Below are 6,373 nucleotides of genomic sequence, written 5' to 3'. Positions count from 1 at the left end.
CAATCCGTCTCCGTCATTCTCGTCAACATCGCCGACCTCCGAACCAGCCGGCATTCCATGAATCACATCGAGTCTCTTGGCGGAATCCTCAAACCGATACCTGAGTCAATTCGTCCACACTGCCTAGGGGTTGGCGATATGAAAAGCGCGCCGGATCCTGACCCGAAGAGCGCGATAGTGACCAAAAAAGTTGCTCGACTCCCTGGCGCGCTCTGGGTCTGCGCGCATCCGTCCACTCCGCGGCATCAAGGCTCTCGCCGACCGGCGTATATCGCTCTATATAGCGAAGCGGCACGGGAGCTGGAGATCCGCATGGTGCGCGAGAACGAGATCCGGGCGGCCGAACGCGCCGTCGAATGGCCCGAGCCGGCCGATGCCGGCCTGGTCTTCATCGGCCGCATCCGCACGCCCTGGACCAGCCGCATGGACTGCCCGCGCCAGGGCCGGCGCGACGGCCCGACCTGCCGGATCGAGGTGTTCCCGCCCTGGGACCAGGCGCTGGACGGCATCGCCGAATTCGACCGGCTCGAGATCCTGTACTGGCTGCACAAGTCGCGCCGCGACCTGGTGCTGCAGAGCCCGAAGAGCGACGGCACCACCCGCGGCACCTTCTCGCTGCGCTCGCCGGTGCGGCCCAACCCGATCGGCACCGCGATGGTCGCGCTGCTCGGCATCGAGGGGTCGACCCTGCTGGTGCGCGGGCTCGACTGCCTCGACGGTACCCCGCTGATCGACATCAAGCCGGACCGCTGCGCCTTCACGCCGCTCGCCCCTCCGACGCCCGGCGATGCCGACATGGGAGCTCCCTGACCATGCTCCGACGCCGCGGCGCCCTGGCCGCCCTGATCGCCGTCCTGGCCCTGGTGGTCGCCCCGGCCTGGGCCCGCACCGTCACCGATTCCGCCGGCCGCCGGGTCGACATCCCGGACCATGTAAGCCGGGTCTTCGCCGCCGGCCCGCCGGCCTCGGTGCTGTTGTACATGCTGGCGCCGCAGACCATGACCGGCTGGGTACGGGCGCCGCGGCCGGAGGACAAGCCGTTCCTGCTGCCCGCGGTGCGCGACCTGCCGGAGACGGGCCGTCTCACCGGCCGGGGCGACACCGTCAACCTGGAGCAGCTGCTCGCCGCCAAGCCCGATTTGATCGTCGATTTCGGCACCATCAGCGACACCTATAGATCGCTGGCCGACCGGGTGCAGCAGCAGACCGGCATCCCCTACCTGTTGATCGACGGCAGCTTCGGCAACACCCCGGCGGCGCTGCGCCTGCTGGCCGGCATCCTCGGCGTGCCGGAGCGGGGCGAGGCGCTGGCCAAGGCGGCGGAGGCGATCTTCGCCCAGGTCGACACCACCTTGGCCGCGGTGCCGGCCGACCAGCGCCCGAAGGTCTATCTCGCCCGCGGGCCGGAAGGGCTGGAGTCGGGCTCGCGCGGGTCGATCACCACCGAGATCCTCGAGCGCGTCGGCGCCGTCAACGTGGTCGAAGGCCTGCGCGACAAGGGCGGCCTCGTCACCGCCTCGCGCGAGCAGGTGATCGCCTGGGCGCCGGACACCATCGTCGCGCTCGACCGCCGCTTCGCCCAGGGCGTCGCCGCCAGCCCGGACTGGCAGCCGGTGCCGGCGGTCAAGGCCAAGCGCGTGTTCCTGTCGCCGGGCCAGCCCTTCGGCTTCGTCGACGTCCCGCCCTCGGTCAACCGGCTGATCGGCCTGACCTGGCTGCTGCACACGCTGTATCCGGAGCAGGCGCCGGGAACCTTGAGCGACCAGATCCGCGGCTTCTACCACCTGTTCTACCAGGTCGACCTGACCGATGCCGACCTGGCCCGCCTGCTCGACGGCGCCGGGGGCTGAGCCTCGACAGTGCGGACAGCGACGATCCTTCTCGTCCTGACGGCGCTCCTGATCGCGATGGTGCTGGTCGCCGCCGGCATCGGCCCCTACCGCATCCCGCCGCAGGAGGTGTTGGCCGCACTGTGGCACCGGCTGTTCGGCGGGGCGATCGACCCGACGGTGGAGACGGTGCTGTTTCGCATCCGCCTGCCGCGGGTGCTGGCGGCGATGCTGGTCGGCGCCGCGCTGTCCGCCGCCGGCGCCGCCTATCAGAGCCTGTTCCGCAACCCGCTGGTGTCGCCGGACATCCTCGGCGTCTCGACAGGCGCCGGCTTCGGCGCGGTGCTCGGCATCCTGCTCGGCCTGCCGGTGGTGGCGATCCAGCTGCTCGGCTTCGGCGGCGGGCTGGTCACCGTGGCCGCGGTCGGCGCCCTGGCCCGCACGCTGCGGGGCGGCGGCGACGTGCTGGTGCTGGTCCTGGCCGGGATCGTCATCGGCGCCCTGGCCGGCGCCGCCATCTCCCTGGTCAAGGTGCTGGCCGACCCCTACGACCAGCTGCCGGCGATCACCTTCTGGCTGCTCGGCAGCCTGGCCGGGGTGAAGGTCGACGACGTGGCGGCGGTGCTGCCGGCGGTTCTGGTCGGCCTCGTGCCGCTGCTGCTGCTGCGCTGGCGCATCGGCGTGCTGTCGCTGGGCGACGACGAGGCGCGGGCGCTGGGCGTCGACGTGCCGCGCCTGCGCCTGCTGGTGATCGTGGCCGCGACGCTGGTCACCGCCGCTGTCGTGGCCATCTCCGGCGTCATCGGCTGGGTCGGGCTGATGGTGCCGCACATGGCGCGCCTGCTGGTCGGGCCGCGCTTCGACCGGCTGCTGCCGGCGGCGATCCTGCTGGGCGCCGCCTTCATGCTGGCGATCGACACGCTGGCCCGCTCCGCCGCCGAGATCGAGATCCCGCTCGGCGTCCTGACCGCCGCGGTCGGCGGCCCGATCTTCGTCTGGCTGCTGGCGCATGGCCGGCGGAGGCGGCTGCCGTGAGCGCCCTGTCCGCCGAAGGCCTCACCATCGGCTATGGCGCCACCACCGTCGCCACCGGCATCGACCTGGCGCTGGAGGCCGGCACGGTCACCTGCCTGCTCGGGCCGAACGGCGTCGGCAAGACCACGTTGTTCAAGACCCTGCTCGGCCTGATCCCGCCGCTGGCCGGCACCGTCCGGGTCGGCGGCGAGGCGTTGGCGCGGCTGCGGCCGGCGGCGGTGGCCCGCCGCGTCGCCTATGTGCCGCAGGCCTATCCCGGCGACTTCGCCTACACCGTGCTCGACCTCGTGGTGATGGGCCGGACCGCGGCGCTCGGCGCCTTCGCCACGCCCGGCCAGGCCGATCTCGACATCGCCCTGCGCGCGCTCGACGCCCTCGGCATTGCCGCGCTGGCGCCGCGGGATTCGACCCGGATCTCCGGCGGCCAGCGCCAGCTGGCGCTGATCGCCCGCGCTTTGGCGCAGCAGGCCGGGGTGGTGGTGATGGACGAGCCGACGGCCAGCCTCGACCTCGGCAACCGCCTGCGGGTGCTGGACCGGATCCGCGCCTTGGCCGCCGACGGGCTGGCGGTGCTGGTCTCGACCCATGAGCCGGAGCACGCCTTCGCCGTCGCCGACCGGGTCGCGGTGCTGGGCAGCGGCTTCGAGACCGGGCCGGTCGACGCGGTGCTGACACCGGACCGGCTGACCCGGCTCTACGGCGTGACGCTGACGGTCGAGCGCACGCCCGGCGGCCGCCGGGTGGTCAGTCCGGTGGTCGGGCAGGCATGATCATTCGAGGACTGGTCAAGTCCGATCATTGTTGCGACAAGGGCGGCCTCTCTCGGATCCTTGGCGCATGACCCTCCTGCTCGGCCTCCGCAACGCCGCCGTCACCTTCGGCGGCGCCCCCCTCTGGACCGGCGTCGACCTGGCGCTCTCGGCCGGCGACAAGGCGTGCCTGGTCGGCCGCAACGGCAGCGGCAAGTCGACCATCCTGAAGGCGCTGGCCGGGACGATCGATCTCGACGGCGGCGAGCGCTTCGTCCAGCCCGGCATCCGCATCGCCTATCTGGCGCAGGAGCCGGACCTGACCGTCCACGCCACCGTGGCCGATTACGTCGCCTCCGCCTTGCCGGCCGACCGCGCCCACGACCATTGGCGGGTCGAGCAGGTGCTGGCCGCGATCAAGCTGGACGGCGACCGGTCGACCGACACCCTGTCGGGCGGGGAAGGGCGGCGCGCCGCCATCGCCCACGCCGTGGTCGGCGAGCCCGACGTGCTGCTGCTGGACGAGCCGACCAACCATCTCGACCTGCCGACCATCGAATGGCTGGAGGGCGAGCTGAAGGCCTGGCGCGGCGCGCTGCTGCTGATCAGCCACGACCGTGCCTTCCTGAACGCGCTGACCCAGCGCAGCTGGTGGATCGACCGCGGCGTGCTGCGGCAGATGGACAAGCCCTTCGCCGAGTTCGACGAATGGAGCGAGACCATCCTGGCGCAGGAGGAGGCGGAGCGGGCGCGGCTGGACAAGCGGATCGCGTCCGAGACCACCTGGTCGCGCCAGGGCATCAGCGCCCGGCGCAAGCGCAACCAGGGCCGGCTGCGCAACCTCTACGCCATGCGGGCCGAACGTCGGTCCCAGATCGACCGCCAGGGTGTCGCGGCGCTCGGCATCGCCGAGGCCGGCCGGGGCGCGGTCCGCGTGATCGAGGCCGAGCATGTGTCCAAGGCCTATGGCGACACCGTCATCGTCCGCGACTTCTCCACCCGCGTGGCGCGCGGCGACCGGATCGGCGTGATCGGCCCGAACGGCGCCGGCAAATCATCCCTGGTCAAGGTGCTGACCGGGGCCGAGCGGCCCGATTCGGGGACGGTGCGGCTGGGGCCGGGGGTGGAACCCGCCTATTACGACCAGACCCGCGTCGCCCTCGACCCCGAGACCACGCTGCGCGACACGCTGCTGCCGCATGGCGGCGACCATGTCCAGGTCGGCGACCAGAAGCGGCACATCGCCTCCTATCTCGGCGACTTCCTGTTCGATTCCTCGCGGATGTTCAGCCCGGTGAAGAGCCTGTCGGGCGGCGAGCGCGGCCGCCTCCTGCTGGCCAAGCTGTTCGCCCGGCCCAGCAACCTGCTGATCCTGGACGAGCCGACCAACGATCTGGACCTGGAGACGCTGGACCTGCTGGAGGAGGTGCTGGCCGACTTCCAGGGCACGCTGATCCTGGTCAGCCACGACCGCGACTTCCTCGACCGGCTGGCGACCTCGGTGATCGCGGTCGAGGGCCAGGGCCGGGTGACGGAGTATGTCGGCGGCTACACCGACTATCTGCGCCAGCGTCCGGCAGCCCAGGCAGCGGCCCCGGTGGCACGCTCCGCCCCGGCGGCCAAGCCCGTGGCTTCGAAGCCGCGCACCAAGCTCAGCTTCAAGGACCAGCGCGAGCTCGACCTGCTGCCCGGCCGGATCGAGGCGCTGACCGCCGAGATCGCCCGGCTCGGCGAGGCGCTGCACGACCCGGGCCTCTACGCCCGCGACCCCGACGGCTTCGCTAAGAAGAGCGCTCGGCTGGCGGCGGCCGAGGCGGAGCGGGAGGCGGCGGAGGAGCGCTGGCTCGAGCTCGCATCCCTGGCGGAGGAGCTCGGCGCCTGATGATGCGGCCGGTCGACCTGCTGCTGACCCTCGGCGTCATGCTGATCTGGGGCTACAACTTCGTGATCGCCAAATACGGCCTCGCGGAGCTGCCGCCGCTCTTGTTCATGGCGCTGCGCTTCGGCCTGGTGGCGCTGCTGCTGGTGCCCTTCGTGCGACTGCCGCGCGGGCGCTGGCGCGACGTGCTGATCCTGGCGGTGATGCTGGGGCTGACCCATTTCTCGCTGATGTTCACCGGGCTGGCGCATGTCGACGCCGCGGTGGCGGCGATCGTCATCCAGGTGCAGGTGCCGGCCTCGGCCTTCCTGGCCATGCTGCTGTTCGGCGACAGGATCGGCTGGCGCCGCGCGCTCGGCATGGCGGTGGCGATCGGCGGCGTCGCCATCCTGGCGGGCGAGCCGCGGCACAGCTCGGCCTTGTGGGCGATCGGGCTGATCGTGGTGGCGGCGATCGTCTGGGCCGGCGCCAACATCCAGATGAAGCGGATGACGGATCTCGATCCCTCCACCATCAATGGCTGGATGTCGCTGTTCGCCGCGCCGATGCTGCTCGTCGCCTCGCTGCTGATCGAGGACGGCCAGTGGCAGGCGGTCACCCGGGCCAGCGGGTGGGCGTGGATGGCGGTCGCCTTCCAGGCGGTGGTCGTGGTGATCTTCTCCTACGCCATCTGGTACCGCCTGCTGCGCACCTATTCCGTGAACCAGACCATGCCCTATACCCTGCTGGTGCCGGTGTTCGGGGTGCTGTCGGGCGTGCTGTTCCTGGACGAACCGCCGAGCTGGAATCTGCTGCTCGGCGGCATCGCCACGCTGATCGGCGTCGGCATCATCATCCTGCGTCGGCCGAAGGCGGTCGAAGCCCAGGCGCAGGTCACGTGA

General features: G+C 71.6%; 6 protein-coding genes. All 6 read left to right on the top strand.

Going from position 1 to position 6,373, the window contains the following annotated elements; translation table 11 throughout:
- Positions 1 to 312 precede the first annotated feature (312 nt).
- The 6 genes from tsaA to ACTOWL_RS23170 all read left to right on the top strand — a co-directional run bounded on the left by tsaA (position 313) and on the right by ACTOWL_RS23170 (position 6,373).
- Positions 313 to 810: a tRNA (N6-threonylcarbamoyladenosine(37)-N6)-methyltransferase TrmO gene (gene tsaA, locus ACTOWL_RS23195; protein WP_441323644.1), complete on the top strand. Its 498-nt coding sequence runs from the start codon at positions 313 to 315 to the stop codon at positions 808 to 810.
- A 2-nt stretch (positions 811 to 812) separates the two neighbouring features.
- Positions 813 to 1,850 (top strand): iron ABC transporter substrate-binding protein, encoded by a 1,038-nt coding sequence (locus ACTOWL_RS23190; protein WP_441323643.1) that lies wholly within the window; start codon positions 813 to 815, stop codon positions 1,848 to 1,850.
- A 9-nt stretch (positions 1,851 to 1,859) separates the two neighbouring features.
- The gene (locus ACTOWL_RS23185; RefSeq protein WP_441323642.1) at positions 1,860 to 2,864 is read left to right on the top strand and encodes a FecCD family ABC transporter permease; all 1,005 of its coding nucleotides are present in this window, start codon (positions 1,860 to 1,862) and stop codon (positions 2,862 to 2,864) included.
- The gene (locus ACTOWL_RS23180) at positions 2,861 to 3,634 is read left to right on the top strand and encodes an ABC transporter ATP-binding protein (protein WP_441323641.1); all 774 of its coding nucleotides are present in this window, start codon (positions 2,861 to 2,863) and stop codon (positions 3,632 to 3,634) included. Before ACTOWL_RS23185 ends, ACTOWL_RS23180 begins: the two co-directional genes overlap by 4 nt.
- 67 nt (positions 3,635 to 3,701) lie before the next feature.
- Positions 3,702 to 5,495, top strand: coding sequence for an ABC-F family ATP-binding cassette domain-containing protein (locus ACTOWL_RS23175; RefSeq protein WP_441323640.1), 1,794 nt, complete (start codon positions 3,702 to 3,704; stop codon positions 5,493 to 5,495).
- Positions 5,495 to 6,373 (top strand): DMT family transporter, encoded by an 879-nt coding sequence (locus ACTOWL_RS23170; RefSeq protein WP_441323639.1) that lies wholly within the window; start codon positions 5,495 to 5,497, stop codon positions 6,371 to 6,373. Before ACTOWL_RS23175 ends, ACTOWL_RS23170 begins: the two co-directional genes overlap by 1 nt.

Source organism: Inquilinus sp. CA228 (assembly GCF_052078665.1).
Lineage (GTDB): Bacteria > Pseudomonadota > Alphaproteobacteria > DSM-16000 > Inquilinaceae > Inquilinus.
This window is presented reverse-complemented; position numbering and strand designations above follow the sequence as displayed.